Genomic DNA, 26,885 nt, shown 5'->3' with positions numbered 1-26,885 from the left:
AGCCAGTTTAGTGGCTGACCGGTAAACCGTCATCGCGAGCAGGCTCGCTCCTACAGTGGTTCGGGTGTACACAAATCCAATGTGGGAGCTAGCCTGCTAGCGATGGGATCGACGCGATCTTAAGTACGGTACTCGGCGTTGATCTTCACGTATTCGTGGGACAGGTCCGTAGTCCAGATGGTTTCGCTGCAATCGCCGCGGCCCAGCTCGATACGGATGGTGATCTCTTCCCGCTGCATGACCGCCGAGCCCTGGGCTTCGGTATAGGTCGCAGCACGCGCACCACGGCTGGCGATGCACACTTCACCGAGGAATACGTCGATCTTGCTCACGTCCAGGTTCGGTACACCGGCACGGCCGACAGCCGCCAGGATACGGCCCCAGTTTGGGTCGGACGCGAACAACGCAGTCTTGATCAGCGGCGAGTGGGCCACGGTGTAACCGACGTCCAGGCATTCCTGGTGATTGCCGCCGCCGTTGACTTCGACAGTCACGAACTTGGTCGCGCCTTCGCCGTCACGCACGATGGCCTGAGCCACGTCCATGCACACTTCAAACACTGCTTGCTTGAGTTTGGCGAACAGCTCGCCTTCGGCACGGGTGATTTCCGGCAGTGCAGCCTGACCGGTGGCGATCAGCATGCAGCAGTCGTTGGTCGAGGTGTCGCCATCGATGGTGATGCGGTTGAACGACTTGTTGGCGCCGTCCAGCATCAGGTTTTGCAGCACGTCGCGAGCGACTTTGGCGTCGGTGGCGATGTAGCCGAGCATGGTCGCCATGTTCGGACGGATCATGCCCGCGCCTTTGCTGATGCCGGTGACGGTGATGGTCACGCCGTCATGCTGGAACTGGCGGCTGGCGCCCTTCGGCAAAGTGTCGGTGGTCATGATGCCGGTGGCCGCCGCTTCCCAGTTATTGACCGACAGGTCATCGAGGGCCGCTTGCAGTGCGCCTTCGATTTTTTCGACCGGCAGTGGCTCGCCGATCACACCGGTGGAGTACGGCAGCACCAGGCTGGCATCGACGCCGGTCAACTCGGCCAGTTTCGCGCAAGTGCGCTCGGCCGCGGCCAGGCCTGGCTCGCCGGTGCCGGCGTTGGCATTGCCGGTGTTGGTCAGCAGGTAGCGCACCGGGCCTTGCACACGCTGCTTGGCCAGGATCACCGGCGCGGCGCAAAAGGCGTTCAGGGTGAAGACGCCAGCCACCGTGGAGCCTTCGGCGCAGCGCATGACCACGACATCCTTGCGCCCCGGGCGCTTGATGCCGGCCGAAGCGATACCGAGTTCAAATCCGGCAACCGGGTGCAACGTTGGCAAAGGACCAAGACCAACAGCCATGAATGCGCTCCTAACTAAATGATGTCAGCACCGTTTCAGGATGAACGGTGATTTGAATGGCAAAACGCCGCGACGGCAGAAGCCGGTCGCGGCGCGGGTATTTCAGCGGTTGAAACGGGTTTTACTGGATCTGCCCGTGGCAATGCTTGAACTTCTTGCCCGAACCGCAGTAGCACAGCTCGTTGCGACCCAGCTTGTGTTCAGCGCGAACCGGAGCGGCGGCCAGGGCCACATCGATCTCTTCGCCCAACACTTCCGGTTGCTCCAGACCTGGGGCTTCTTCATGCAGGAACTGCATGCGGGCCGCCAAAGCTTCGGCTTCCTCGCGCAGGCGCTGTTCTTCTTCGATCGGATCTTCGCGGCGAACCTGAACGTGGGACAGCACACGGATCGAGTCGCGCTTGATCGAATCCAGCAGCTCGGAGAACAGCGTGAACGACTCGCGCTTGTATTCCTGCTTCGGGTTCTTCTGGGCGTAGCCACGCAAGTGGATACCGTGGCGCAGGTGATCCATGGTCGACAGGTGGTCTTTCCACAGGTCGTCCAGCACACGCAGAACGATTTGCTTCTCGAAGGAGCGCAGCGCTTCGGCACCCGCCTGGTCTTCTTTCTCGTTGTACGCTGCAATCAGTTCCTGCATCAGTTTTTCGCGCAGGGTTTCTTCGTACAGGTGATCGTCTTCGTCGAGCCATTGCTGGATCGGCAGCGAAACGCCGAAGTCGCTCTGCAACGCGGCTTCCAGACCGACCACATCCCACTGCTCAGGCAGCGATTGCGGAGGAATGTGCGCGCTGACGGTGGCGTTGAGCACGTCCTGACGGAAGTCGGCGATGGTTTCACCGATGTTGTCGGCGGCCAGCAACGTGTTACGCATGTGATAGATCACTTTACGCTGTTCGTTGTTGACGTCGTCAAACTCGAGCAGTTGCTTACGAATGTCGAAGTTGCGACCTTCAACCTTGCGCTGAGCCTTTTCGATGGCGTTGGTCACCATGCGGTGCTCGATCGCTTCGCCAGGCTGCATGCCCAGGGCTTTCATGAAGTTCTTCACCCGGTCAGAGGCAAAGATGCGCATCAGGCTGTCTTCCAGGGACAGGTAGAAGCGGCTGGAACCGGCGTCGCCCTGACGACCGGCACGACCACGCAGCTGGTTGTCGATACGGCGTGATTCGTGACGCTCGGAGGCAATCACCTGCAAACCACCCGATTCGAGCACTTGCTGGTGACGCTTCTGCCAGTCGGCCTTGATCTGGGCAATCTGCTCAGGGGTCGGATCTTCCAGCGAAGCGACTTCCACTTCCCAGTTACCGCCCAACAGGATGTCGGTACCACGACCGGCCATGTTGGTGGCGATGGTCAGTGCGCCTGGGCGACCGGCCTGGGCGATGATTTCGGCTTCTTTTTCGTGGAACTTGGCGTTCAGAACCTTGTGTTCGATGCCTTCCTTCACGAGCAGGCTGGACATGTGCTCGGAGGTTTCGATGGTCGCAGTACCCACCAGCACCGGACGGCCAGCGGCCATGCTTTCCTTGATGTCCGCCACGATTGCCGCGTATTTCTCGTCGGCGGTCAGGAATACCAGGTCGTTGTAGTCCTTACGGGCCAACGGCTTGTTCGGCGGGATGACCATGACCTGCAGGCCATAGATCTGGTGGAACTCGAACGCTTCGGTGTCGGCCGTACCGGTCATGCCGGACAGTTTGTTGTACAGACGGAAGTAGTTCTGGAACGTGGTTGAAGCCAGGGTCTGGCTCTCGGCCTGGATGTTCAGGTTTTCCTTGGCTTCGATGGCCTGGTGCAGGCCCTCGGACAAACGACGGCCCGGCATGGTACGACCGGTGTGTTCGTCGACCAGGACAACCTGACCGTCCTGCACGATGTATTCGACGTTGCGATGGAACAGCTTGTGCGCACGCAGACCGGCGTAGACGTGAGTCAGCAGGCTCAGGTTGTGCGCCGAGTACAGGCTCTCGCCTTCAGCCAGCAGGCCGATGCGGGTCAATGTTTCTTCGACGAACTGGTGACCGGCTTCGTTGAGCTCGACCTGACGGGTCTTCTCGTCAACGGTGTAGTGGCCGGCTTTGGTGACTTCGCCTTCGACTTCCTCGACGTGCAGTTCCAGCTGCGGGATCAGTTTGTTGATCTCGATGTACAGCTTGGAGCTGTCCTCGGCCTGACCGGAGATGATCAGCGGAGTACGGGCTTCGTCGATGAGGATGGAGTCGACTTCGTCGATCACGGCAAAATTGAGTTCGCGCTGGAATTTTTCTTCCATGCTGAACGCCATGTTGTCGCGCAGGTAATCGAAACCGAATTCGTTGTTGGTGCCGTAGGTGATGTCGGAGGCGTAGGCGGCGCGTTTCTCTTCCGGCGGCTGGAACGGCGTGACCACGCCGACCGTCAGGCCGAGGAATTCGTACAACGGACGCATCCAGTTGGCGTCACGACGGGCCAGGTAGTCGTTCACCGTCACTACGTGCACGCCCTTGCCGGACAGCGCGTTGAGGTAAACGCCCAGTGTTGCCACCAGGGTCTTGCCTTCACCGGTACGCATTTCCGCGATCATGCCTTCATGCAAGGTCATGCCGCCGATCAGCTGGACGTCGAAGTGACGCATGCCCATGACACGCTTACCGGCTTCACGGGCAACCGCAAAGGCTTCTGGCAGCAGTTTGTCGAGGGTTTCCCCTTTGGCGATGCGGGCCTTGAACTCGTCTGTCTTGGCACGCAATTGATCGTCCGAAAGGGCCACCATTTGCTCTTCGAAGGCATTGACGAGTTGCACCGTCTTGAGCATGCGTTTGACTTCACGCTCGTTCTTGCTTCCAAAAAGTTTCTTTAACAAAGGCGCAAACATATCGGCAGGATCTTCCACACTAAAGGGATGGAGGGCGGCCCCGTGAGTCGCCCGTGCAGCCCTCATGGCCGCATGCGAACGAGCATTCTACCCGGAAACGGTGGTGAGGAAAGTGGCGTTATTCCACGATGCTGGCACTGCGCTTTGACGGGGCTCACTTAAAATAAGGGCGTTTTGCTTAATTTCAACCCGTTCAAGGAACAAGTTAGTCGTTGATTTAATGGGTAAAGCGTACACAAAAGCAATGGGCGAGTTCATCCGGCGCTTTCTGCTACCATGACGTCTCTGTTACCTCAGGTGTCTGATCATGGCATTTCGCCCACTTACGGCCAAAGTACCTGCCGTTCTACTACGCGAAGCCAAACCGCTGAAAGCCATTCTTGGCCACGCTCAGCGCCTGGGCCATCTCCAGCGTCTGCTCGAAAGCCAATTGCAACCCGCCGCTCGCGAGCATTGCCATGTGGCTTCGTGGCGCGAAGGCAGTTTGTTGCTGATTGTCACCGATGGGCATTGGGCGACTCGCTTGCGCTACCAGCAAAAACGCCTGCAACGGCAATTGCAGATGTTCGATGAGTTCGCCAATCTGACCCGGATTCTGTTCAAAGTTCAGCCGCCGACCGTTCAACAAGGTGCGACCGGGCATACCATGGATTTGTCCAACGACGCGGCAGCGACCATTCAGGCCACGGCCGATGGCATCAGCGATCCGAATTTGCGGGCGGCGCTGGAGCGATTGGCGGCGCACGCCAAATCCAAAGATTAAAGACAAGATCAAAAAATCGCAGCCTTCGGCAGCTCCTGCATTGGGATTGCGAGTACCCCGAAGGCTGCGATCTTTTGCGTTCAGCGGCGTTTTTTGCTGCCCAGCAACGAGCCCATCAAACCCCGCACCAACTGTCGGCCAATCTGGTTCGCGGCCTGTTGCATCGCCGATTTCAACGCCTTCCCTGCCGCCGTGCCGAGAAACTCTCCGGCCTGTTCGGTGAAACTCGGTTCCTGCTTGCCCTGCTCCGCTTCGGGCTCAGGTGCCAGTCCCTTGCGTCCCACCAGCACTTCGTAGGCTGATTCGCGATCGATCGGTTTGTCATAACGCCCTTTGAACGGTGAGCCGGCGATCAACATCGTGCGCTCGGTTTCGGTCAATGGCCCGATCCGCGATTGCGGTGGCGCCACCAGCACCCGCTGGACCATTTCCGGCGTACCTTTCTCTTGAAGCGTGCCGACCAGCGCCTCGCCGATGCCCAGCTCGGTCAGCACCGACAAGGTATCGAACGCCGGGTTCGGCCGGAAACCCTCGGCGACCGCCCGCAGGGATTTCTGCTCCTTGGCGGTGAAGGCGCGCAAACCGTGTTGCACACGCAAGCCCAGCTGCGCCAGCACGTCGTCCGGCAAATCCCCCGGAGACTGAGTGACGAAGTACACGCCCACGCCTTTCGAACGAATCAGTCGTACAACCTGCTCCAGGCGATCGCGCAATGCCTGCGGAGTGCCGTTGAACAACAAGTGCGCTTCGTCGAAAAACAGCGCCAGCAGCGGTTTGTCGGCATCGCCGCGCTCGGGCAGTTGTTCGAACAGTTCGGCCAACAGCCACAACAGGAATGTCGCGTAGACCTTCGGCGCTTCATGCACCAGGCGGCTGGCATCGAGCAAGTGAATGCGCCCGCGCCCATCAGCGCCCGGTTGCAGAATGTCCTCCAGTTGCAGCGCCGGTTCACCGAACAACGCTTCGGCGCCCTGTTGCTCAAGGGTGGCCAGCCGGCGTAACAGCGCCTGACTGGAGCCCGTGGTCATCAGTGCCGCGTCATCCCCCAGCAGTGCCGGGTTGTCCTTGAGGTGGTTAAGCAACGCCTTCAGATCTTTCAGATCCAGCAGCAACAGGCCTTCGCGGTCCGCCACCTTGAACGCGGCATACAGCGCAGACTGCTGACTGTCGGTCAGCTCCAGCAGACTTCCCAAGAGCAACGGCCCCATTTCACTCAAGGTAGTGCGCAATGGATGACCGGACTGACCATGAATGTCCCACAAGGTCACCGGATACGCCTGAGGCTTGTGGTTCAGCCAGGGCATCCCGGCAATCCGCTCGGCGATCTTGCCCTGGGGGTTGCCGGCGGCGCCCAAACCGCACAGGTCACCCTTGATGTCGGCGGCGAACACGGCCACACCGGCATCGCTGAAGGCTTCGGCCATGCGCTGCAAGGTCACGGTTTTACCGGTACCGGTTGCGCCCGCGATCAATCCGTGGCGGTTTGCCAGTCGAAAGGCCTGGGCGATCGGTTGCCCCGTGAGATCGGCGCCGATTACGAGTTGCAATGAGTCAGGCATTTGGTCACCCATGGTTAATCTTTAGTCCTACACGGCCGATAGAGATTACGACAAAGCAATCAGACACGATCTGATCGGAAATTTCCCAAAGGAGAGGCGGAAATATCAGTTGCTTTCAACTTTGCCCACAGTGCGTCCCTTTATAAAAGCACGCGTTGGACATTAAGACCTTAGCGGAAACCCAAGCCATGAATAAAAATCTGCGTTTCAGCCATAAAATCCTGCTTGCCGCCGCGCTCGTTGTTATTGCCGCTTTCGCCTCGTTCACGCTGTACAACGACTATTTGCAGCGCAACGCGATTCGCGAAGACCTGGACAACTACCTCAACGAAATGGGCGACGTCACCGCCAACAATATTCAGACCTGGCTGGCCGGTCGTATTTTGCTGATCGAAAACCTTTCGCAAAATATTGCCATCAATCCGGAACAATCCAACGTCGCCAACCTGCTTGAGCAGAAAGCCCTGACGTCGACTTTCATGGCGTCCTACCTGGGCGACGCCACCGGGCACTTCACTATTCGTCCTGATGCAAAGATGCCTGACGGTTTCGACCCGCGCGTTCGTCCCTGGTACAAAGGTGCCGAAAACAGCAGCACGCCAACCCTGACCGAACCGTACATCGATGCAGCGACCGGCCAGTTGATCATCTCCATGGCCGCTGCCTCGAAGAAGTCCGGACAAAGCGTTGGTGTGGTGGGTGGCGACCTGAGCCTGCAAACGCTGATCGACACCCTCAGCGCCCGCGACTTCGATGGCATGGGTTACGCATTTCTGATCAGCGCCGATGGCAAGATCCTGGTTCACCCGGACAAAACCCTGGTGATGAAGTCCCTGAGCGAGGCGTTTCCAAAAGACACTCCGCGTATCGGCAGCGGCTTCAGTGAAGTCGATGTCGACGGCAAGACCCGCATCGTCTCCTTCACCCCGATCAAGGGCCTGCCTTCGGTCAACTGGTACATCGGTCTGTCGGTCGACAAGGAAAAAGCCTTCTCGATGCTCAGCGAATTCCGCACCTCAGCGGTGGTTGCGACGGTGATTGCCGTGGCGATCATCATCGCTCTGCTGAGCATGTTGATCCGCATCCTGATCCAGCCGCTGCACGTCATGACCCGCGCCATGGCCGACATCGCCGACGGCGAAGGCGACCTGACCAAGCGCCTGACCATTCAGAACAACGACGAATTCGGCACCCTCGGCACTGCGTTCAACCGTTTCGTGGAACGTATTCACGGCTCGATCCGCGAAGTGTCTTCCGCTACCGGCCAGGTCAACGAAGTGGCGTTGCGTGTGGTCGCCGCTTCCAATTCCTCGATGTTCAATTCTGACCAGCAAGCTTCGCGCACCAGCAGCGTGGCCGCCGCCATCAACCAGCTCGGCGCCGCCGCCCAGGAAATCGCCCGCAACGCCGCGCAGGCCTCGACCCAGGCCAGCGACGCCCGCAGCCTCGCCGAAGACGGCCAGCAAGTGGTCGATCGCAGCATTGCCGCGATGAATCAACTGTCGAGCATGCTCAGCGCGTCGAGCAGCAACATCGAATCGCTGAACAGCAAAACCGTGAATATCGGGCAGATTCTCGAGGTCATCACCAGCATTTCCCAGCAAACCAACCTGTTGGCGCTCAACGCCGCGATTGAAGCCGCGCGCGCCGGTGAAGCCGGGCGTGGTTTTGCCGTCGTGGCTGACGAAGTTCGCAATCTGGCGCACCGCACCCAGGAATCGGCGCAACAGGTGCAAGCCATGATCGAGGAGCTGCAAGTCGGGGCCCGGGAATCGGTCAGCACCATGAGCGACAGTCAGCGCCACAGCCAGGACAGTGTGGAAATCGCCAATCTGGCGGGTGAGCGCCTCAACAGCGTGACACTGCGTATCGGTGAAATCGACGGCATGAACCAGTCGGTGGCCACCGCGACCGAGGAACAGACCGCCGTGGTGGAGTCGATCAACGTCGACATCACCGAGATCAATACCCTGAACCAGGAAGGCGTGGAAAACCTGCAATCGACGTTGCGTGCGTGTTCGGATCTTGAACAGCAGGCAGCGCGCCTGAAGCAATTGGTAGGTAGTTTCCGTATCTAGCGTCTGATCTGGCCCCATCGCGAGCAAGCTCGCTCCTACAGGGATCTCCATCGCACAGGAGATCTACTGTAGGAGCGCCCCCCTCCCGCCAACTCCCAACCGAACAACTATCCTTCATAAAGGTCAACCAAGGGAGTACAGGACCGGAGGGATGTTCATCGTGCATATCGCTGACATAACCATGTTCTACGCCCCTGCCAGCGGTGGCGTTCGCACTTATCTGGATGCCAAGCATCGTCGCCTGGGCATCAAGCCGGGCATTCGCCACAGTTTGCTGATCCCCGGATCCTCCTTCAGCGAACACGACGGCATCTTCAAGGTTCCTGCTCCCGCCCTGCCCTTCGGCAAGGGTTATCGATTCCCTCTTCGTCTCGCACCTTGGCGCAATGTCCTACAGGATTTACAGCCCGATCTGATCGAAGTCGGCGACCCCTACCTCACGGCCTGGGCGGCGCTGGATGCCCGGCGTCAACTCGATGTACCTGTCATCGGTTTCTATCATTCCGACCTGCCGCTGCTGGTCAGCAACCGCATGGGCAACTGGGTGACCAACAATGTCGAGGCTTATGTCAGCAAACTCTACGGCAACTTCGACCGGGTCCTGGCGCCGAGCCGGGTCATGGCCAACAAACTGACCGGTCTGGGGGTCAGGAATGTTTTTGTACAGCCTCTGGGCGTCGATCTGCAGACGTTCAATCCGGGTGCCAGAGATCCTGGGTTGCGGGCTGCATTGGGGATCGATGAAAACACCCATCTGCTGATTTTTGCCGGTCGTGGCTCCAAGGAAAAGAATCTGCCGGTGCTGCTCGACTGCATGAAACGCCTGGGCCGGCGCTTTCACCTGCTGTTGGTCGGCTCGTCGATGCCCGGCGCAGTGCCGCCCAACGTCACCGTGATCGATCAGTTCTGCTGCGCCGCGCAAGTCGCCCGCCTGATGGCCAGTGCCGATGCGTTGCTGCACGCCGGTGACCAGGAAACCTTCGGTCTGGTGATCCTCGAAGCGATGGCGTGCGGTATTCCGGTAGTGGCGGTAGCGGCCGGTGCCTTTGAGGAGCTTGTTACCGAGGAAGGTGGCTTGCTGTGCGCGCCGAACAATCCCCTGGCGATGGCCAACGCCGTTCGGGAGCTGTTCAATTCGGACAGCGTCGCGCTGGGCAGACTGGCGCGAAAACACGTCGAACGGTTTTACGCCTGGGATTCGGTGGTCAACAGCCTGTTGGGGCACTACCACGCCGTGCTCGGTGCTCAATGGCCGCAGACGGCCAATGGTTGAGTCCATGAGCGGCTCAGGTTTGCTATTGGTGGTGCATGACGTCGCCCCGCCAACCTGGGCGGACTATCAACCCTTCGTCGAAGCCGTCGATGCGTTGGGTGGTGTGCCAATGACCTGGCTGGTGGTGCCGAACTTTCACAAGCACAACGATCTCGACGCCCACCCGGACTTTCGCCGTTTTCTCAGTGCCAGGGTCGCCTGCGGGGATGAATTGGTACTGCACGGTTACTTCCATTGCGATGACGGGCCGAGGGCAAGCACTCCCCGGGACTGGTTCATGCGCCGGATCTATACCCACGAAGGCGAGTTTTATCAGCTGTCCCGCGAAGCCGCCCTCGCCCGCCTGCACTCGGGCATCGACTTGTTCCGCCGCAATGACTGGCCGTTGCAGGGTTTCGTCGCCCCGGCCTGGCTGATGAGCGATGGCACCCGGCAGGCCTTGCGCCAATTGCCCTTGAGCTACACCAGTGGTCCGCAGCATCTTTACCGCCTGCCGGACTTCACCGCCATCGATGCCCCAGGACTGGTCTGGAGCGCCCGAAGTGCCTGGCGGCGCGGCGTTTCCAAACTCGTCAGCGACCTGTGCGAACAACGCTGGCGACAGGCCCCGGTGATTCGCCTTGGCGTGCACCCGGTGGACATGCGCCATGACTTCTCGCGGCGTTACTGGCTGAACACCCTTGAACGCCTGCTTGGGCAGGGGCGCTTGCCGATGACCAAGAGCCATTGGTTGACGCTGCAACTCGACCGCATCGGTTGAAAACGTTGATGAGTCTCAGGCAGGCTTGGATTTATCGGCGTTAGGCTTGTACAGCTCTTCCCACAACTGCGCGGCGTCAGGAAAGTCCGTTCCGGTTTCAGGGCCCATGTCATCCGGGTCATAGCGACTCAAACAGCCCTCACCCAAGGTGGCAGGTGCCTGTGAAGTGGCTTTATCCAGTGGATCGGCCATGGTCAAGTCCTCAGTGCAGAAACGGCGAAGGGCCTGAAGCGATTGAACGCCCAGGCCCTTCGAATATCAACCGTGTCGTGCGGCTATCAGAACACCACGGTTTTATTGCCATGCACCAGCACCCGGTCTTCCAGGTGATAACGCAGGCCGCGGGCCAGCACCATCTTCTCGACGTCACGACCGAAACGCACCATGTCTTCAATGCTGTCGCTGTGGCTGACGCGTACCACGTCCTGCTCAATGATCGGGCCGGCATCCAGCTCTTCGGTCACATAATGGCAGGTCGCGCCGATCAGCTTCACACCACGCATCGATGCCTGGTGGTACGGCTTGGCGCCAACGAACGACGGCAGGAAGCTGTGGTGAATGTTGATGACTTTGTGTGCGTACTCGCGGCACAACTCCGGCGGCAGAATCTGCATGTAACGGGCAAGTACCACGACTTCGGCATCGTGCTGTTTGACCAGGCGCGATACTTCGGCGAATGCCGGTTGTTTGTCCTGCGGATTGACCGGGACGTGGTAGTACGGAATACCGTGCCACTCCACCATGCTGCGCAAGTCATCATGGTTGGAAATCACACAGGAAATTTCGCAGTCCAGTTCATCGCTGTGCCAGCGGTGCAGCAAGTCCGCCAGGCAGTGCGACTCGCGGCTGGCCATCAGGACTACGCGCTTTTTCTGCTCGGTATCCGTGATGCGCCAGTCCATCGAGAACTCTTCGGCGATCGGGGCAAAGGCTTCGCGCAACGCGTCGATACCAAAGGGCAGCGAGTCGGCACGAATTTCGTGACGCATGAAGAACCAGCCACTGAGATTGTCCGAGTGATGGCTCGCTTCAGTGATCCAGCCGTTGTGTGATGCCAGAAAGTTACTGACTTTGGCAACGATGCCGACACGGTCCGGGCAAGAAATCACCAGGCGAAAAGTGCGCATGAGGGGGAAACTCCAGAACTTCGCAAAGGCCGCCATTCTAACGATTGCGCAGCAAAACTGCAGTATCGATGACGCCTGCCCTGCCAGAAGGCAGGTGCAATGGGGTGAGCATCACCCTGGCTCAAACACGCAGGCGCTCTTGTGACATCTCTCAATTGTTATTTTTTGTATTTTTGTGTGAGGGCTGGATGACACTATTAATTGCATTAGCCGTGTGCAAAAAATCCCTACAACTAAAGTAAATAAACTTGGTTTAAATGTTTACTTGATGAAACACCCTGACTATTATTGCCGCACTGTCACCCTGCCATCCAGCGTACACATAAGGTAGTCACCATGTCCTTGATCAACGAATATCGCGCCACCGAAGAAGCTATCAAAGAGCTGCAAGCCCGTTTGAAGAATCTGTCCCAAGACGACAAACTGCAAACCGAGCTGGAATTCGAAGGCAAACTGCGCACCCTGATGGGCGAATACTCCAAGTCCCTGCGTGACATCATCGCGCTGTTGGATCCAGAGTCCAAAACCAAAGCACCACGTGGCGCTGCCGTCAAAACGACTGGCACCAAGCGTGCTCGCAAAGTTAAACAATACAAAAACCCGCACAACGGCGAAGTCATCGAAACCAAAGGTGGCAACCACAAAACTCTGAAAGAGTGGAAAGCCAAGTGGGGCGGTGACGTGGTTGAAGGCTGGGCTACCCTGCTGGGCTAAGCCACAGAGCTTGTCGCAGATGGATCCGTGACAAAAAAGAACGCCAGCTAATGCTGGCGTTTTTTTATGGGCAAAACTCAACACCTGACATGTTCGATTTCAAAGATTCAAACGTTTGCGTAATGCCTGAACATAATCCTGCCACTCATTCAATACCTTCTGCTGAAGCGGCAGAGCAGTAACACTCAACTGGGCCGCTGCCTCTACAAAACTTTCCAGGGTATTTGGCGCCCCCCACTCCGGGTCTGACAAACGTTTCTGACAGAACATTCGCCAACGCTCTTGCTCTTCGATACTCAGCGTGTCGGGAAAGTTACGGGCGCGATATCGAAACAATAATTCCGGCAAACGTTCATCATCGAAAGGCCACGGTTCTTGCGCTAATTGTGCTGGGTCGACGCTTCTGACTTGCTCGCACAGACGCCGATCCCGATCACCAATAAAGCCATCGTATAACTGTTGCTCCGGATCCTGACTCTGGGCGAAATCTTCCTTGGCATAAGTCGCCAGCACTTTATCCCGCCAAACTTCCTGCGCGTCACTTAGCCGCAGTGCGCGCTGCTGATAAAGCGGCATGTCCAGCCCCAGACGTTGCTGATCTTCAGGACGAAGTACCGCCAACGGTGCAACCACCGGGCATTTGTTGATGTGGATAAGTTTGAGCGGTACCGGCAATTCACCCTCGGCCAGGTCATCACGCCGTGTATACAAACGTTGACGCAAGGCCTCGGCATCCAGATCGAGCAAGCCTTGAGGATCAAGGTGCAGGTCGCAGACGATCAGGGCGTTCTTGTTACGAGGATGCCAGGCCAAAGGCAATACGACGCCCACGTAATTGCGCGCCGCCGAAAATCGCCCGGAGACATGCACCATCGGTTGCAGCAGGCGAATCTGGTCCATGACTTTCTGTTTGCTGCGCAACTGAAACAACCAGTCATACAACTTGGGCTGTTTTTCCCGGATCAGGCGCGCCAGGGCAATCGTCGCGCGAACGTCCGACAGCGCTTCGTGGGCATGGCCATGATCAATGCCGTTGGCAGCGGTCAGGCGTTCAAGCTTGAGCGTTATCCGCCCCTCGTCATCCGTCGGCCAGACGATGCCATCCGGACGCAGGGCGTAAGCGGCACGAACGACGTCGATCAGGTCCCAGCGGCTGTTGCCGCCCTGCCACTCACGGGCGTAGGGGTCGAAGAAGTTTCGGTACAGGCTGTAGCGGGTCATCTCGTCGTCGAAACGCAAGGTGTTGTAACCCGCCCCGCAGGTGCCCGGCGCCGCGAGCTGGGCATGAACACGCGTCATGAAATCGGCTTCGCTCAAACCGTGCTCGGCCAGTTGTGTCGGAGTAATTCCGGTGATTGCACAAGCGGCCGGGTGCGGCAGGATGTCTTCACTGGGTTGGCAATAGAGGTTGACCGGTTCGTCTATTTCATTGAGATCGAAATCGGTACGCAGCCCGGCCATCTGCAACGGGCGGTCGCAGCGGGGATTGATGCCAGTGGTTTCGTAGTCGTACCAGAAGATGGAGGTCACAGGCGATTCCTGAACTGAAGATCGGCGAAGTCTAGGCGTTCATGTCCCGCCCCGGCCAGTAGTCTTGTCATTCAAGCAGAGGGGGCCGCTTGATGTGCAATACATAGTTATGTCTTTTTTCCCGGCGAGACTGCTAGCATCGGATAGACATCGAATCCCGATCCAGGCCACATCATCAGGATGCCCATGCTCGAGACCACAGCACTGCCAAGGAATGCGACGCTGTCACCGCCACTGGATACGCGGCACCAGGTCGAAACGCCCGAGGGCATCGACTTGCCACTGCGCCCGGCCGGGCTGATGGTGCGTGCCCTCGCATTCGCCATCGATCTTGGCTTGCGCGGTTTGATTATGGGCCTGCTGTTCATCGTCCTGGCGATGCTCGGCAAACTGGGGGCAGGCCTGAGTTCGATCCTGCTGTTCGTCGTCAGCTGGTGGTACATGGTGCTGTTCGAAGTGCTCAATCAGGGCCGCTCGCCAGGCAAGCAATGGATGGGATTGCGCGTTGTACAGGACGATGGCACGCCCATAGGCTGGTCCGCTTCGCTGCTGCGCAACCTGTTGCGGTTTATCGACCTGCTGCCATTCGGTTACTTCCTCGGCGCCATCAGTTGCCTGCAACACCCCAACTTCAAGCGCCTCGGCGACATTGCCGCCGGCACACTGGTGATTTACCGCGACCGGCCACTCACCCGCCCCGAGCTGCCCGAGGCCCTGCCCAGTCGACCGCCATTCGCCCTGACACTCGCCGAACAGCGCGCCATTCTCGGGTTTGCCGAACGCCAGGGGGAACTCTCTCGAGCGCGAGCCCATGAACTGGCATCCATCCTCGCCCAACCTTTGCAGATTCCCGCCCCACGAGCGGTGGAAGCGCTCAACGGCATCGCCCGCGGCTTGTTGGGGCCAGCATGAAGCAACGTCTATTCGAGAACCGGCACAAAGCCGAATGGGCGCAGTTTTCCCTTCATCTGGAACGCCTGGAACAGGACCGCAAAACCCAGGACCTCGACAGTTTCCCGAGTGACTACCGACGCCTTTGCAATCACTTGGCGATCGCCAGGGAACGTGGCTATAGCAGTTTTCTGGTGGATTCGTTACAGCAACAGGTGCTGCGCGGCCATCAACAACTGTATCGCCATCGCAGCCAGTTGGGCGCCAATGTTGTGGCATTCATCCTCGCAGACTTCCCGCGACTGGTGCGTGAACAGTGGCGCTTCGTACTGGCTGCCAGCCTGATGTTTTTCGGCAGCCTGTTCGGGTTCGCGCTGCTGGTATACGGGTTTCCAGAGCTGATCTATAACCTGATCCCCGCCCCGCAAGTCAGCGAAATGCAAAGCATGTACGACCCCGGCGCTGGTCACCTCGGGCGCACGGCGGACCGTGCCTCCAGTGAAAACTGGATGATGTTCGGCTACTACATCATGCACAACATCGGCATCGCTTTTCAGACCTTCGCCAGCGGACTGCTGCTGGGGCTGGGCAGTGTGTTTTACCTGATCTTCAACGGCTTGATGATCGGCGCAGTCGCCGGACACCTGACTTATATTGGTTACGGGCAAACCTTTTGGCCATTCGTGATCGGTCACGGCGCTTTTGAACTCACCGCCATCGCCCTGGCCGGTGCCGCAGGCCTGCAACTGGGTTGGGCACTGATCGCACCGGGGCGCCTTCCTCGTGCGCAGGCCTTGCAGCTGGCGGCGCGCAAAAGCGTCCTGCTGATTTGCGGGGTCATGCTGTTTTTGCTGATTGCCGCATTCATCGAGGCCTATTGGTCATCAATGACCAGCCCTACGGCCATGACCAAGTATCTGGTCGGTGCCGCGCTGTGGTTGCTGGTGCTGACCTACCTGCTGTTTGCCGGACGCCAACGTCATGCGCCTGAGTGACGCCACCGTGGTCATCCGCCCCCGAACCACCTGGGAAGCCATGGACCTCGGCGTCCTCCTGAGCCAGCGTCACCGGCGCTTGTTGATGACCAGTTGGGCAATCGTGACCTTGCCGGTTTTCGCGCTGCTGAGCTGGGGGCTGTGGGATTCCCCGACCCTTGCCGTCTTCATGTTCTGGTGGCTGAAACCGGCATTCGAACGCCTGCCGCTGTACATCCTGTCCAGCGCCATGTTCGGCGAAACACCCACGCTGAAACAAGCGTTGCTCCAATGGCCGCGGTTGCTCAGGCCACAATTGATCGCCAGTTTGACCTGGCGCCGTTTGAGCCTGACCCGCAGCTTTGTGATGCCGGTGTTGCAACTTGAAGGTCTGGACGGGAAGCTGCGCCAACAACGATTACAAGTGCTGTTGCAGAGCGACGCCGGTGCCGCGCGATGGCTGACGATCATCGGTGCCCATCTGGAAGGCGCCTTATGGATCGGCTTGATGGTGCTGTTTTATCTGCTCCTGCCACAACAGGTCGCGATTGACTGGAGCTGGCAGTCGCTGATCGGCGCGATGACCCGGGACTGGCGTTGGCTGGAACACCTGACCAACGTTTTCTACGTGGGGGTGCTGATCGTCTGGGAACCGGTTTATGTCGCCTGCGGCTTCAGCCTGTACCTGAACCGACGCACCGTGCTCGAAGCCTGGGATATCGAACTGGTGTTCCGTCGCCTGCGCCAACGTGTCGTCAGTGCAAGTGGCGTGTTGTTACTGGCGGTGTTCCTGCTGCTGCCGACAGCGCAGACGGTGTGGGCCGCCGAACCGGACGCTTCCCCCAACAGCCCGCGCTTGCTGGATCAGCCCCTCACCAGCCAGGCGTCCAGGGACAGTATCAAGGCCCTGCTCGATCAACCGCCCTTCAAGAACAAGGAAGCGGTGACACGCTACCGATTTGGCGAGGGCAAACCGGACGTCAAAACCCCGGACGACGACAAAACACCGGCATGGCTGAAGGCCCTGTTCAGACTGTTTGACGGCCAGCGTTTCGGTTCGGTGGCGGCGGTCATTGAAGTCGTCCTGTGGGGAGTGGTCATCAGCGGCCTCGTTGTGTTGATCTGGCACTATCGCGACTGGCTGCAAGCGTTCGTCAGCCGCCGTCCGACGCGGAAACAAAAGCTCCCCCGACCTTTGCCGCAGCAGGCGTTCGGTCTGGACCTCAAACCCGAATCCTTGCCCGACGATGTTGCCGCCAGTGCCGAACACCTCTGGCAATCCAATCCACGCGAGGCCCTCGGGTTGCTTTACCGCGCCTTGCTCAGTCGCTTGCTGCATGATTTCAACATGACGCTGAAAGCCGCCGACACCGAAGGTCAGGTGCTCAAACGCGTTGAACAGCTGCAACAACCGGCCCTGCTGACCTTCAGCCAAACCCTGACCGGGCACTGGCAAAACATGGCCTACGGTCATCGCCTGCCACCGGCCCAAGCGCAACAGGAACTGTGTGAAGCCTGGCGCGGCTTGTTCGGACCGAGAGCCGCCCATTGAACCGGCGCGGGTGGCTGGCGATCGGTGCGATCAGCCTCGCTCTGGTCGGAGCGTTGGCTGCTTATCTGTACTTCAAGGCCATGCCCTATCAGATAGAAATCGATCACGGCCCGTCCCCCGAAGCTCAAGCCAATCCTTACCTGGCAGCAGAACACTTCCTGCGCAAGCAGGGCCTGACCGTCAATCACGCCAATGGCCTCGACTTCCTGCCGACCCTGGAGCCGCATCAGCACAGCCTGCTGGTGCTCGGGGAGCGCGACAACATGACACCACGTCAGATTGATCAACTGATGAACTGGGCCCAGGCCGGTGGCCGACTGTTGTTCGTCGCCCAATCGCTATGGGATGAGAAGCTGCAACAGAGCGATGACCTGCTGCTCGACCGGGTTCAAGTGCACCAGTCGCTGAGCAAAGACCTCAAAGACCCGCCGCCCGATCTCGACAAAGAGCCTTACCCCTTTCTGACCAAACTTTACCTGGAAGACGAAGACGCACCGGCCTACGCCGGTTTCGACACCGCGTTCCATCTTGAAGACCCGAACAACCTCGCCCAGTCCTGGGCCAACAGTGGCAAAGCCACGCACATGATGCAGCTCGATCACGGGCTCGGTTCAGTCATCGTGGTCACCGACGCCGACCTGTGGAAAACTCCGGCCATCGACCGATACGACAACGCCTGGCTGCTTTGGTACCTGACCGCAGACACACACGTGACGCTGGTGTTCAACACCGATCACGACAGCCTGCCCCTCTTGCTGATGCGCTACTTCCCGCAGGCGCTGGTGGCATTGCTCGCGCTGGTCGGTCTGGGTTTCTGGCACTTCGGTGTGCGTCAGGGGCCACTGCTGGAACCGGCACCGAAGGCACGTCGGCAACTTCAGGAACACCTGCGCGCCAGTGCCGATTTCATCCTGCGCCGCAACGGACAGGCCAGCCTGATGCAGGCTTTGCAAAAAGACATCCTGCGCCGCGTGCGCCGTCGCCACCCAGGTTTTGAACAACTCGGCGTTGCCGAGCAATGGCGGGTGCTTGCACGCCTGACCGGCCAACCCACACACGCTATCAGCCAGGCCATGACCCCGAGCCCGAAACAACGACTTTCCAGCGTTGAATTCAGCCGCCAGGTCGCCCACCTGCAAACCTTGAGGAACGCCTTATGAGTGAAGCGATCGAGCCCAATCTACCGAGCCATGCCGCTCAACAACGCCAGCGCGCCAGCCAGTTGGCCCAGGCGTTGCGCCAGGAATTGCAAAAAGCCCTGATCGGTCAGGACACGGTGATCGACGACGTCCTCACCGCGCTGATTGCTGGCGGCCACGTGTTGCTTGAAGGTGTGCCCGGGCTGGGCAAGACCTTGTTGGTACGCGCCCTCGCCCGCTGCTTCGGCGGTGAATTCGCGCGCATCCAGTTCACCCCGGACCTGATGCCCAGCGACGTCACCGGTCATGCGGTGTACGACTTGCAGACCGAGCAGTTCAAGCTGCGCAAAGGCCCGATTTTCACCAACCTGCTGCTGGCCGACGAAATCAACCGCGCCCCGGCGAAAACCCAGGCCGCGCTGCTCGAAGCCATGCAGGAACGCCAGGTCACCCTCGAAGGTCGCGCCCTGCCCATCGCGCAACCGTTCATGGTGCTCGCCACGCAAAACCCGATCGAACAGGAAGGCACTTATCCACTCCCGGAAGCCGAACTGGACCGCTTCATGCTCAAGGTGCGCATGGACTACCCCGACGCCGAACAAGAGCTGAACATGGTGCGGCAGGTCAGCCGTTCGACCCGGGCCGACATGCTCGATGTGCAACCGTTGCGCACGCTGCTGCAAGCCAAGGATGTGCTGGCCCTGCAACGCATCGCCAGCGATTTGCCGCTGGACGATCAGGTATTGGATTACGCCGTGCGCCTGGCCCGTTCCACCCGCAGTTGGCCAGGCTTGATCCTCGGCGCCGGACCGCGCGCCTCCATCGCTTTGGTGCGTTGCGCCCGGGCGCGGGCGTTGCTGCGCGGTGGCGATTTCGTGATTCCGGATGACATCAAGGGCTGCGCCCTCGCCGTGTTACGCCATCGCGTTCGCGTTGCACCGGAGCTGGATATCGAAGGGCTGGACGTCGACCAGGTGCTCCAGCAATTGCTTGATCAAGTGCCGGCGCCGCGCCAGTGAAACCCTCACGGCTGATGCTGAGCTGGCTGGTGATCCTGCTCGCCTGTGGCATTGTGCTGGGCACCTTGCGGGCACTGGAATTCGCGGTGTCGCCGAACCTCAGTGCGATCAACTGGGGGTTGTTGCTGGCGTTGCTGGCCCTGGCCATTCTCGACGCGGTGCGTTTGAAGCGCCTGCCCTCACCCCGACTGAAACGCCAACTGCCCGGCAGCCTCGCGCTGGGTCGCTGGAGCGATGTCCACCTGACGCTCGAGCATGATTATTCACGACCACTGAACGTACAGATTTTTGATCATGTGCCCCAGGGCCTGAACTTCGAAAACCTGCCCTTGAAAGTCGAACTGCAACCCGGCCAGCACAGCAACATGGCTTATCGGCTACGACCGCTCAAGCGCGGTCACTTTGGTTTTGAGCGGTGCGAAATCAACCTGCCAAGCCCCTTGGGGTTGTGGACCGACAAACGCTTGCTCGACGCGCCGGACCACACCCGCGTCTACCCCGACTTTGCCCGCCTTTATGGCGGTCAACTGCTGGCTGTGGATAACTGGCTCAGCCAGCTCGGCGTGCGCCAAAAACAACGTCGCGGCCTGGGCCTGGAGTTCCATCAACTCAGGGAATTCCGTGAAGGCGACAGCCTGCGCCAGATCGACTGGAAAGCCACCGCCCGCCAACGCACGCCGATTGCCCGGGAGTATCAGGACGAGCGTGATCAGCAGATTGTCTTCATGCTCGACTGCGGCCGGCACATGCGCAGTCAGGACGGAGAACTGGCGCATTTTGACCATGCACTCAATGCCTGTTTACTACTGAGTTACGTGGCGCTGCGCCAAGGCGATGCGGTGGGCTTGAGCACCTTTGCCAGCGAGCGACCGCATTACCTCGCACCGGTCAAAGGCGTTGCGCAGCTCAACGTCCTGCTCAACAGCGTCTACGACCTCGACAGCACCCAGCGCCCCGCGGATTACCAGGCTGCCGCCAATCAATTGCTGACCCGACAAAAACGCCGGGCACTGGTGATGCTGGTCACCAATCTGCGAGACGAAGACGACGAGCAACTGCTGGTCGCCGTCAAACGCCTGAGCCAACAGCATCAGGTAGTGGTGGCCAGCCTGCGGGAAGATTTGCTCGACAGTCTGAGACATCGGCCGGTGCAGACCTTGTCCGAGGCACTGGATTACTGCGGCACGGTGGATTACCTGAATGCGCGTGCAGAACTCCATGAGCGGTTGCGTGCCCATGGCGTATGGGTACTGGAAGCGCGACCTGCTGAGCTGGGTGCGGATTTGGTGACTCAGTACCTGGCCTGGAAGAAGGCCGGAAGCTGACGATGCCCCCGGCGCAGGCTCGGTTGATATCAGGCCGAAGCTGGCAACGACTGAAAACTGAAATACTGCTTCAACGCCTCGACCAGTTGCCCATATTCCGGCGGCGCCCGTTGCAGGCAAAATCCGGCGTCATAGTGGTGAGGTGTTGCGTCTTCATGGCACCACAGGCAACACGCCCGCAGGTCGATAACTTGCGGGCTGCCCTCACTGACGGGGATCTTGAGGCGCAAAATGAATTCGGCGCCGATCATCATCGGCAGCTGACTGATCAACATCAACCCGTCTTCGGACACATTGCCCAGATAGCCAATGGGCTTGTCCGTGTGGCTGTTGAAGACTCTCAAAAAGTACGGCAGTTGGTGCCGCTCGATTCGGCGGTCGGTAAACATGTGGACATTCACTATGCCAGGCTCTTAAGCAGAGCCGCACTACTGCTTCGGAACGGGACTGCCTTAAATAAGTGCCCGCTCTCCCCGCTCCCGGTGCGCCAGTTCTCGGAGTGCTGTGTCTTGCCAATGCCGGTTGCAGGTGTTGCCCCGGATTGGAGACCAGGCTCCAAACCGGTTTATTCGACTATAGCTCACCACCGCCGGTGAGCCAGTCATTGAATGACAGCCGCCATCAGAACTGCGTCGGGCGTACCGCCGCTGCCGCACTGCGCAACGGGTAGTGCCCCAGGCTTTGCAGGGTTTCCAGACGGGCGCGGGCGCGGTAGGCGTATTCGCTCTGGGGATACGAGGCGATGATGAACTGATACGTCTGCGCCGCATCGACGAACATCTTCTGCCGTTCCAGGCACAGGCCGCGCATCATCGATGCTTCGGGCCACACATAAGGTCGCGCCCGGCTTTCGCGCTCGACCTTGGACAGTTCAAGCATGACTTGCTCGCAATTGCCCCGGTCATAGGCTTTGTAGGCATTGTTCAAGTGATGGTTCATCGACCAACGGGTGCAGCCCGTGACGCTGAGGACGCTGATGGCAAGGGCGGCAATGAGCACGAATCGCATGGGGGATCTCCTGTCTTGAACGCTGTATCGACCCGCGGACGAAAATCTTCAACCCTCAGACACCACAGACCACTGTAGGAGCAAGCTTGCTCGCGATGGAGGTTAACGATAATGCGTATTTACTGAAGAAACGCATCGCACTTGAGTTCATCGCGAGCAGGCTCGCGCCTACAGAGATCGGGGCAACATCTGGTTTTTCATTAAAACCAAACTCTTCCTGAAAAGTAGTGCACACGAACAATGACTACACATTCGGAGCATAGTAGCCTCACTCAGCGCTTGAACTCAGGAGTCTTTGCATGTCCGTCCGTCGTACCAAAATCGTCGCTACCCTTGGCCCGGCCAGTAACTCGCCGGAAGTTCTCGAACAGCTGATTCTGGCTGGCCTGGACGTCGCCCGCCTGAACTTTTCCCACGGCACCCCGGACGAGCACAAGGCTCGCGCCAAGCTGGTGCGTGACCTCGCGGCCAAGCACGGTCGCTTCGTCGCCCTGCTGGGTGACCTGCAAGGCCCGAAAATCCGTATCGCCAAATTTGCCAACAAGAAGATCGAGCTGAAGATCGGTGATCAATTCACCTTCTCCACCAGCCATCCTCTGACCGAAGGCAACCAGCAAGTGGTCGGTATCGACTACCCGGACCTGGTAAAGGACTGCGGCGTCGGCGACGAGCTGCTGCTCGACGACGGTCGCGTGGTCATGCGCGTCGACACCGCTACCGCCACCGAACTGCATTGCACCGTGACCATCGGCGGCCCGCTGTCGGACCATAAAGGCATCAACCGTCGCGGTGGCGGCCTGACCGCACCAGCCCTGACTGAAAAAGACAAGGCCGACATCAAGCTCGCGGCGGAAATGGAAGTCGACTACCTCGCGGTCTCTTTCCCGCGTGACGCTGCCGACATGGAATACGCCCGCCAACTGCGCGACGAGGCCGGCGGCACCGCTTGGCTGGTGGCGAAGATCGAACGTGCCGAAGCCGTGGCCGATGACGAAACCCTCGACGGTCTGATCAAGGCGTCCGACGCGGTGATGGTTGCCCGTGGTGACCTGGGCGTGGAAATCGGTGACGCCGAGCTGGTGGGCATTCAGAAGAAAATCATTCTGCACGCACGCCGCCACAACAAGGCTGTGATCGTTGCGACCCAGATGATGGAGTCGATGATCCAGAACCCGATGCCGACCCGCGCCGAAGTGTCCGACGTGGCCAACGCCGTGCTCGACTACACCGACGCCGTGATGCTCTCGGCCGAAAGTGCTGCCGGTCTGTACCCGCTGGAAGCCGTTCAGGCCATGGCGCGTATCTGCGTCGGTGCCGAAAAGCACCCGACCAGCAAGACCTCCAGCCACCGCATCGGCAAAGAGTTCGAGCGTTGCGATGAAAGCATTGCGCTGGCGACCATGTACACCGCCAACCACTTCCCGGGCGTGAAAGCGATCATCGCACTGACTGAAAGCGGTTACACCCCGCTGATCATGTCGCGTATCCGTTCCTCGGTGCCGATCTACGCGTTCACCCCGCACCGCGAAGCCCAGGCCCGCGCGGCGATGTTCCGTGGCGTGTACACCATCCCGTTCGACCCGGCTTCGCTGGCACCGAACGAAGTCAGCCAGAAGGCGATCGACGAGCTGGTCAAGCGCGGCGTCGTGGAGAAAGGCGACTGGGTCATCCTGACCAAGGGCGACAGCTACCACGCCACCGGCGGCACCAACGGCATGAAGATCCTGCACGTTGGCGACCCGATGGTCTGATTGACCGGTCGCTGAAAAACAAAAGCCCCGCCATGTGAATGGCGGGGCTTTTTGCATTCTGATCCTGAAGGTGAGTCTTCTGATCTGGCCTCATCGCTGGCAAGCCAGCTCCTACAGGGATCGTATGAACACCGCAAATCAACTGTAGGAGCTGGCTTGCCAGCGATGAAGGCTACCAACTCAATGCCGCTTGATAAACCCGGTCAGCGCCGCCAATGCTTCCGGCGATCGCAGCCGCTGGGTAAACAACGCGCCCTCCTCCTCGATCACTCTGCGCAGCAGTTCCCGATCCGGCGCTTTCATCAATTGCTTGCTGATGCGTACCGCTTCCGGTGGCAGCGATTCGAATCGCAAGGCCATCTCCCGCGCCCTGGCCAAGGCTTCTTCGCCACTGCCCAGCGCTTCGGACGCAATGCCCCACGCCGCAGCTTGTTCACCATTAAAGCCTTCTCCCAGCAACAACAGTTCCGCCGCTTTGGCCTGCCCAAGCAGCCGCGGCAGGATCAGGCTGGAACCGAACTCCGGGCATAAACCGAGATTGACGAACGGCATGCGCAAGCGTGCATCGCGGCTGACGTAAACCAGATCGCAGTGCAGCAACATCGTCGTACCAATGCCCACTGCCGCACCGGCCACGGCGGCGATCACCGGTTTGCGGCATTCGAGCAGGTTGAGCATGAAGTGGAACACCGGGCTGTCGAGGTTGCTCGGCGGTTGCTGAATAAAGTCAGCGATGTCGTTGCCGGCAGTGAAGCACTCGGCGGAACCGGTGATCAGCACCGCGTTGATGGCAGGATCGCTGTCGGCCTGTTTCAGCGCTTCGGCCAATTGGCTGTACATGGCGCGGGTCAGGGCGTTTTTCTTGTCGGGGCGATTCAGGCGCAGGGTCAGCAGGCCGCGTTCGCGTTCAACTTGGATGGCATCGGTCATGGCAGGTCTCGCGTCTGAGAAGTCAGCGCTCAACCACGGGGCAGGAAGACATCGGCCAGCAGTTGATTGCGCGGCAATCCCGCCAGGTAAAGGCGCCGGGCAAAGGCGTCGACGCTGTCGGGGCCTCCGCAGAGTAAGGCCAGGGTTTGCCGTGAAACAAGCCGCAGTTGCGCCAAAGCCGCTGGCAACTCGGCCGGCGTCCACAGCTCGACACTCAGGTTCGGGCGGCTGGCCGCCATGGCTTGCAGGGGTTTGGCCAGGTAATGCTCAGCAGCATCATGGGCCAGGTGAATAACGCGGATTGGCCCTTCGTGATTGTGGCGCAGGGCTTCGCGCAAAACACCGAACAACGGCCCCAACCCCGTGCCTGCCGCCATCAGCCACAGCGGCCGAGTGTGCCAGTCAGGGTCATAATGCAAGGCGCCACCGCGCAGCTCGCCGAGGCGGATCGGATCGCCGATTTTGAATTGGCGGGCCGCATCACTGAATTGCCCCGGAAGACGGCAATCGAGATGAAACTCCAGAAAACGTTCGTCTTGCGGCAAGCTCGCCAGCGAGTACGGGCGCGCAACATGACCGGCCCACAACACCAGATGCTGTCCAGCGCTGTAGCGCAACGGCCGTTGCGGGATCACACGCAAGCGCAGCACCGTGGCGCTCAACCAGTCGACGGCTGAAATCTCGGCCGGGCGACCATCAACCACCGGATCAAAGGCATGCACCTGCAAGTCTTCGCTCACCTGGCACTGGCACGCCAGGCGCCAGCCTTGCTCACGCTGCTGCGCACTCAAGGCATCAGGGCGACTGTCGCTCGGCAACCCTTGCACGCACTGCACCAGGCACGCATGGCAACTGCCGGCGCGACAGCTATAAGGTACCGCCACACCGTTCTGATTCAGCGCATCGAGCAGATTGCTGCCCGCCGCCACCGACCATTGGCGATCACCGACCCGTAGCTCAGGCATCGGCATTCTCCCACGCCGCCGCGCAACGATTGCGACCGTCACGCTTGGCGCGATAGAGCGCCTGATCGGCCCGTTGCAAGGCATCGTCGAGGTCATCGCCGAGTTCCAGCAGGGTCATGCCGGCCGACAGGCTGAGATTGCGCACATTCAGGCCCACCATCTCGACATCGGTGAAGGCGATACGCAGCCGTTCGCAACAAGCCGTCAACCGCTCGGCATCACAATCGGGCAGCAGCACCACGAACTCTTCACCGCCGTAGCGGGCCAGCACGTCGCCGTCGCGCAGGCAGGCCGTGGCCACGCTGGCAAAAGCCTGCAACACCTGATCGCCGGCCGCATGGCCGTGTACATCATTGATGCGTTTGAAGTGATCGAGATCGATCAGCGCCAGGCCATGCACGACACCGGCGTCCATGGCGTTCAACTCGCGGGACGCCAGGCGCAGGAAATGTCGACGATTGAACAGACCGGTCAGTTCGTCGGTGGCCACCAGATCCTCGAGCTGACGCATCATGCCGCGCAGGGTGTCCTGGTGCGCCTGCAAGGCAAATCGCCGTTGGCGCATCAGTTGTCGCGAGGCCTGAACATAGCGGGCGTACAGCACCAGCCACAACAGCACGATCAACAACACGCACACCTGCAACACCGCCATGGCCGGATCCTGCAACTGGAAGTGATACCCCTCCCAGAGCGTAATCGCGCAAAAGCTGAAGAACACCAGCAACGCACAACGCACAAACGCGCGCCGCGACAGATGGAACAGACCGAAGAGCAGGATCAGGACATAAAACACCAGGAACGCGCCCCGGGCTTCATCCAGATGGGCGATCAGCCAGGTTTGCCAGCCCAGCCCCAGCAACACTTGTGCTTCGGTGAGGCTCGGATCGCTGAAACGCTGGTTCCATCCGCAATAAAACATCGCGAACAGCGTGGCCTGGCTGATGACCACCAGCGAGCTGCCGACGGCCACAGCGAGCAGTGACTCCTCATAATGACCGGTGAAATACGCCAGCCACAGCAACAGCAATGCCAAGGCATAAGTGCCGGCCGCGAGGGCAAAACGTTTGAGTAACAGTCGCTGGATGGCGTTATGGGTCAATCGTTGACTCACCAAATAAATGGAGGCTGACGGAGCGTCCTACTCTACAGACCAGGTGTCACTTTAGTGTCGTAGCCGTTAAATGACCATTCATTTCAGGGGCGAAAAAATGGCGTCAAAAGCATGACTGACATCCCACCGTTGGAGCTGCCGAAGGCTGCGATCCTTTGACTTTACTTAGGCGCGCAAGATCGCAGCCTGCGCCAACGCCTGCGAGTCTGTGCGATATGCGAC

At 59.6% G+C, this 26,885-nt stretch carries 23 protein-coding genes; 12 read left to right on the top strand and 11 right to left on the bottom strand.

From position 1 onward, the window contains the following. Positions 1–119 precede the first annotated feature (119 nt). Together argJ and secA are read right to left on the bottom strand one after the other, a co-directional pair. Positions 120–1,337, bottom strand: a complete 1,218-nt coding sequence (gene argJ, locus CKW15_RS13125) for a bifunctional glutamate N-acetyltransferase/amino-acid acetyltransferase ArgJ (RefSeq protein ID WP_095057123.1) — start codon at positions 1,335–1,337, stop codon at positions 120–122. A 121-nt stretch (positions 1,338–1,458) separates the two neighbouring features. Further along, positions 1,459–4,194, bottom strand: a complete 2,736-nt coding sequence (gene secA / locus CKW15_RS13120) for a preprotein translocase subunit SecA (protein ID WP_095057122.1) — start codon at positions 4,192–4,194, stop codon at positions 1,459–1,461. Positions 4,195–4,501: 307 nt separating this feature from the next. Between secA and CKW15_RS13115 the strand changes: the two genes are divergently transcribed. Continuing rightward, positions 4,502–4,957 (top strand): DUF721 domain-containing protein, encoded by a 456-nt coding sequence (locus tag CKW15_RS13115; RefSeq protein ID WP_095057121.1) that lies wholly within the window; start codon positions 4,502–4,504, stop codon positions 4,955–4,957. Between the two features lie 80 nt (positions 4,958–5,037). On the opposite strand, the gene CKW15_RS13110 is transcribed toward CKW15_RS13115, so the two are convergent. Beyond that, on the bottom strand, positions 5,038–6,516 hold the full coding sequence (locus CKW15_RS13110; RefSeq protein ID WP_095057137.1) for a helicase HerA-like domain-containing protein: 1,479 nt from the start codon (positions 6,514–6,516) through the stop codon (positions 5,038–5,040). A 188-nt stretch (positions 6,517–6,704) separates the two neighbouring features. Here CKW15_RS13110 and CKW15_RS13105 point away from each other — a divergent pair, with 188 nt between their 5' ends. The 3 genes from CKW15_RS13105 (at position 6,705) to CKW15_RS13095 (ending at position 10,627) form a co-directional block, all read left to right on the top strand. Continuing rightward, positions 6,705–8,594, top strand: coding sequence for a methyl-accepting chemotaxis protein (locus CKW15_RS13105; protein ID WP_095057120.1), 1,890 nt, complete (start codon positions 6,705–6,707; stop codon positions 8,592–8,594). 151 nt (positions 8,595–8,745) lie between these two features. Continuing rightward, positions 8,746–9,867, top strand: coding sequence for a glycosyltransferase family 1 protein (locus tag CKW15_RS13100; protein ID WP_095057119.1), 1,122 nt, complete (start codon positions 8,746–8,748; stop codon positions 9,865–9,867). Then, positions 9,860–10,627, top strand: a complete 768-nt coding sequence (locus CKW15_RS13095; protein ID WP_095152176.1) for a DUF2334 domain-containing protein — start codon at positions 9,860–9,862, stop codon at positions 10,625–10,627. Before CKW15_RS13100 ends, CKW15_RS13095 begins: the two co-directional genes overlap by 8 nt. 15 nt (positions 10,628–10,642) lie before the next feature. Here the strand turns inward: CKW15_RS13095 and CKW15_RS28480 are convergent, their stop codons facing one another. Both CKW15_RS28480 and purU read right to left on the bottom strand, forming a co-directional pair. Beyond that, positions 10,643–10,819: a hypothetical protein gene (locus tag CKW15_RS28480; protein ID WP_177408777.1), complete on the bottom strand. Its 177-nt coding sequence runs from the start codon at positions 10,817–10,819 to the stop codon at positions 10,643–10,645. Positions 10,820–10,905: 86 nt separating this feature from the next. Next, positions 10,906–11,754: a formyltetrahydrofolate deformylase gene (gene purU, locus CKW15_RS13090; protein WP_095057117.1), complete on the bottom strand. Its 849-nt coding sequence runs from the start codon at positions 11,752–11,754 to the stop codon at positions 10,906–10,908. Between the two features lie 336 nt (positions 11,755–12,090). On the opposite strand from purU, the gene mvaT reads away from it, so the two are divergent. Continuing rightward, complete coding sequence (gene mvaT, locus CKW15_RS13085; RefSeq protein WP_007986150.1) at positions 12,091–12,468, top strand: histone-like nucleoid-structuring protein MvaT; 378 nt, start codon at positions 12,091–12,093, stop codon at positions 12,466–12,468. Between the two features lie 99 nt (positions 12,469–12,567). On the opposite strand, the gene sbcB is transcribed toward mvaT, so the two are convergent. Beyond that, positions 12,568–13,998, bottom strand: a complete 1,431-nt coding sequence (gene sbcB / locus CKW15_RS13080) for an exodeoxyribonuclease I (protein ID WP_095057116.1) — start codon at positions 13,996–13,998, stop codon at positions 12,568–12,570. A gap of 186 nt (positions 13,999–14,184) precedes the next feature. Between sbcB and CKW15_RS13075 the strand changes: the two genes are divergently transcribed. From CKW15_RS13075 to CKW15_RS13050, 6 genes are read left to right on the top strand one after another with little or no spacing between them, the layout of a single operon-like run. Continuing rightward, the gene (locus tag CKW15_RS13075) at positions 14,185–14,910 is read left to right on the top strand and encodes an RDD family protein (RefSeq protein WP_095057115.1); all 726 of its coding nucleotides are present in this window, start codon (positions 14,185–14,187) and stop codon (positions 14,908–14,910) included. After that, positions 14,907–15,884 carry a stage II sporulation protein M gene (locus tag CKW15_RS13070; RefSeq protein ID WP_095057114.1) on the top strand — a complete coding sequence of 326 codons (978 nt, stop codon included), beginning with the start codon at positions 14,907–14,909 and terminating at the stop codon, positions 15,882–15,884. Before CKW15_RS13075 ends, CKW15_RS13070 begins: the two co-directional genes overlap by 4 nt. Continuing rightward, positions 15,871–17,415, top strand: coding sequence for a DUF4129 domain-containing protein (locus tag CKW15_RS13065; RefSeq protein WP_095057113.1), 1,545 nt, complete (start codon positions 15,871–15,873; stop codon positions 17,413–17,415). The genes CKW15_RS13070 and CKW15_RS13065 overlap by 14 nt, the downstream gene beginning before the upstream one ends. Continuing rightward, positions 17,412–18,575 (top strand): DUF4350 domain-containing protein, encoded by a 1,164-nt coding sequence (locus CKW15_RS13060; protein WP_095057112.1) that lies wholly within the window; start codon positions 17,412–17,414, stop codon positions 18,573–18,575. Before CKW15_RS13065 ends, CKW15_RS13060 begins: the two co-directional genes overlap by 4 nt. Beyond that, complete coding sequence (locus CKW15_RS13055; RefSeq protein ID WP_095057111.1) at positions 18,572–19,573, top strand: MoxR family ATPase; 1,002 nt, start codon at positions 18,572–18,574, stop codon at positions 19,571–19,573. The genes CKW15_RS13060 and CKW15_RS13055 overlap by 4 nt, the downstream gene beginning before the upstream one ends. Then, positions 19,570–20,898, top strand: coding sequence for a DUF58 domain-containing protein (locus CKW15_RS13050; protein ID WP_095057110.1), 1,329 nt, complete (start codon positions 19,570–19,572; stop codon positions 20,896–20,898). The genes CKW15_RS13055 and CKW15_RS13050 overlap by 4 nt, the downstream gene beginning before the upstream one ends. A 29-nt stretch (positions 20,899–20,927) precedes the next feature. Here the strand turns inward: CKW15_RS13050 and CKW15_RS13045 are convergent, their stop codons facing one another. After that, entirely contained in the window at positions 20,928–21,287 is a 360-nt protein-coding gene (locus CKW15_RS13045; protein ID WP_095057109.1) for a PilZ domain-containing protein, read from the bottom strand. Between the two features lie 232 nt (positions 21,288–21,519). Then, positions 21,520–21,906 carry a tol-pal system YbgF family protein gene (locus CKW15_RS13040; RefSeq protein ID WP_095057108.1) on the bottom strand — a complete coding sequence of 129 codons (387 nt, stop codon included), beginning with the start codon at positions 21,904–21,906 and terminating at the stop codon, positions 21,520–21,522. Positions 21,907–22,205: 299 nt separating this feature from the next. Between CKW15_RS13040 and pyk the strand changes: the two genes are divergently transcribed. Beyond that, the gene (pyk, locus tag CKW15_RS13035) at positions 22,206–23,657 is read left to right on the top strand and encodes a pyruvate kinase (RefSeq protein WP_095057107.1); all 1,452 of its coding nucleotides are present in this window, start codon (positions 22,206–22,208) and stop codon (positions 23,655–23,657) included. A gap of 180 nt (positions 23,658–23,837) precedes the next feature. Here pyk and CKW15_RS13030 read toward each other — a convergent pair whose 3' ends face one another. The 3 genes from CKW15_RS13030 to CKW15_RS13020 are packed head-to-tail and all read right to left on the bottom strand — an operon-like array spanning position 23,838 to position 26,651. After that, positions 23,838–24,587, bottom strand: a complete 750-nt coding sequence (locus CKW15_RS13030) for an enoyl-CoA hydratase-related protein (RefSeq protein WP_095057106.1) — start codon at positions 24,585–24,587, stop codon at positions 23,838–23,840. 29 nt (positions 24,588–24,616) lie between these two features. After that, entirely contained in the window at positions 24,617–25,552 is a 936-nt protein-coding gene (locus CKW15_RS13025) for an iron-sulfur-binding ferredoxin reductase (RefSeq protein ID WP_095057105.1), read from the bottom strand. Then, positions 25,545–26,651 (bottom strand): GGDEF domain-containing protein, encoded by a 1,107-nt coding sequence (locus CKW15_RS13020; RefSeq protein ID WP_095057104.1) that lies wholly within the window; start codon positions 26,649–26,651, stop codon positions 25,545–25,547. Before CKW15_RS13020 ends, CKW15_RS13025 begins: the two co-directional genes overlap by 8 nt. Between the last annotated feature and the right edge of the window lie 234 nt (positions 26,652–26,885).

Origin of the sequence: Pseudomonas sp. Irchel s3b5 (genome assembly GCF_900187435.1) — a bacterium.
In the GTDB taxonomy this organism is placed as follows: domain Bacteria; phylum Pseudomonadota; class Gammaproteobacteria; order Pseudomonadales; family Pseudomonadaceae; genus Aquipseudomonas.
The sequence above is the reverse complement of the archived record's forward strand: the minus strand, read 5'-3'. Positions and strand labels throughout refer to the sequence as shown.

What these genes read in the sequence shown, in the direction of transcription:
- argJ (WP_095057123.1), bottom strand. Translation starts at nt 1,337, where the DNA reads ATGGCTGTTGGTCTTGGTCCTTTGCCAACGTTGCACCCGGTTGCCGGA.
- secA (WP_095057122.1), bottom strand. Translation starts at nt 4,194, where the DNA reads ATGTTTGCGCCTTTGTTAAAGAAACTTTTTGGAAGCAAGAACGAGCGT.
- CKW15_RS13115 (WP_095057121.1), top strand. Translation starts at nt 4,502, where the DNA reads ATGGCATTTCGCCCACTTACGGCCAAAGTACCTGCCGTTCTACTACGC.
- CKW15_RS13110 (WP_095057137.1), bottom strand. Translation starts at nt 6,516, where the DNA reads ATGCCTGACTCATTGCAACTCGTAATCGGCGCCGATCTCACGGGGCAA.
- CKW15_RS13105 (WP_095057120.1), top strand. Translation starts at nt 6,705, where the DNA reads ATGAATAAAAATCTGCGTTTCAGCCATAAAATCCTGCTTGCCGCCGCG.
- CKW15_RS13100 (WP_095057119.1), top strand. Translation starts at nt 8,746, where the DNA reads ATGTTCATCGTGCATATCGCTGACATAACCATGTTCTACGCCCCTGCC.
- CKW15_RS13095 (WP_095152176.1), top strand. Translation starts at nt 9,860, where the DNA reads ATGGTTGAGTCCATGAGCGGCTCAGGTTTGCTATTGGTGGTGCATGAC.
- CKW15_RS28480 (WP_177408777.1), bottom strand. Translation starts at nt 10,819, where the DNA reads ATGGCCGATCCACTGGATAAAGCCACTTCACAGGCACCTGCCACCTTG.
- purU (WP_095057117.1), bottom strand. Translation starts at nt 11,754, where the DNA reads ATGCGCACTTTTCGCCTGGTGATTTCTTGCCCGGACCGTGTCGGCATC.
- mvaT (WP_007986150.1), top strand. Translation starts at nt 12,091, where the DNA reads ATGTCCTTGATCAACGAATATCGCGCCACCGAAGAAGCTATCAAAGAG.
- CKW15_RS13075 (WP_095057115.1), top strand. Translation starts at nt 14,185, where the DNA reads ATGCTCGAGACCACAGCACTGCCAAGGAATGCGACGCTGTCACCGCCA.
- CKW15_RS13070 (WP_095057114.1), top strand. Translation starts at nt 14,907, where the DNA reads ATGAAGCAACGTCTATTCGAGAACCGGCACAAAGCCGAATGGGCGCAG.
- CKW15_RS13065 (WP_095057113.1), top strand. Translation starts at nt 15,871, where the DNA reads ATGCGCCTGAGTGACGCCACCGTGGTCATCCGCCCCCGAACCACCTGG.
- CKW15_RS13055 (WP_095057111.1), top strand. Translation starts at nt 18,572, where the DNA reads ATGAGTGAAGCGATCGAGCCCAATCTACCGAGCCATGCCGCTCAACAA.
- CKW15_RS13045 (WP_095057109.1), bottom strand. Translation starts at nt 21,287, where the DNA reads ATGTTTACCGACCGCCGAATCGAGCGGCACCAACTGCCGTACTTTTTG.
- CKW15_RS13040 (WP_095057108.1), bottom strand. Translation starts at nt 21,906, where the DNA reads ATGCGATTCGTGCTCATTGCCGCCCTTGCCATCAGCGTCCTCAGCGTC.
- pyk (WP_095057107.1), top strand. Translation starts at nt 22,206, where the DNA reads ATGTCCGTCCGTCGTACCAAAATCGTCGCTACCCTTGGCCCGGCCAGT.
- CKW15_RS13030 (WP_095057106.1), bottom strand. Translation starts at nt 24,587, where the DNA reads ATGACCGATGCCATCCAAGTTGAACGCGAACGCGGCCTGCTGACCCTG.
- CKW15_RS13025 (WP_095057105.1), bottom strand. Translation starts at nt 25,552, where the DNA reads ATGCCTGAGCTACGGGTCGGTGATCGCCAATGGTCGGTGGCGGCGGGC.